This window comes from Vibrio sp. 1249-1 (assembly GCF_033340495.1).
Genome location: NZ_JAWOWJ010000838.1, coordinates 1 through 591, shown reverse-complemented (window position 1 = coordinate 591; position 591 = coordinate 1). Strand labels below are relative to the sequence as shown.

Sequence of the window (591 nt, the reverse complement as noted above, 5' to 3'; positions counted from 1 at the left end):
ATAAAGATAACCACGATTTAGTCTTCGCTATTGGTGACACCACTTCCGTGGAAGGTCGCGTTTTCCCCCTAAATAGAGAGCAATACATTTTAGCTTGCGACGGTGCCGTCAAACCTGAGGAGTGCTACCCTGAGCGAATCGTCTTTTGTAATACTTTGACTAGACGAGATGCTGAGGTATTGCTTGATTCTTCTGGGGTGGATATTTCTAAGGTAAAACATTGGCTTACCACTTCTTCCTCTCGATTGATGATCAATGAACTGCAAGCGGCAAATACTTTTGTTATCTGTCCAAGTTGGACATTAGGTGATTACAAGTGTAGCCAATATCCGCTATCCAAGTATATCGAGATGTACGTATGGTGTAATGACTCTGCTGCGAAGAAAATTGACCAAGAACGTTTGAGAAGTTTGATTACCGAAACATTCCGACTTACTTCTAAAGGCGTGGTTGGTAGGCCACCTACGGGTCGCTTGCTAACCAGTTGTGAAGTGATGTAGAGAAACGCCATGGCTATTGAATAAATAGACATGGCGTTTGTTTTAATAATGATTAAATTAATGACATGTAGAAGAAAAAGAGCCCACTTAT

At 41.5% G+C, this 591-nt stretch carries 1 pseudogene; it reads left to right on the top strand.

Annotated features, from left to right (window positions below):
- Positions 1-500, top strand: a pseudogene (locus R7Z50_RS29210) (LysR family transcriptional regulator); the annotation flags it as partial.
- Positions 501-591 lie beyond the last annotated feature (91 nt).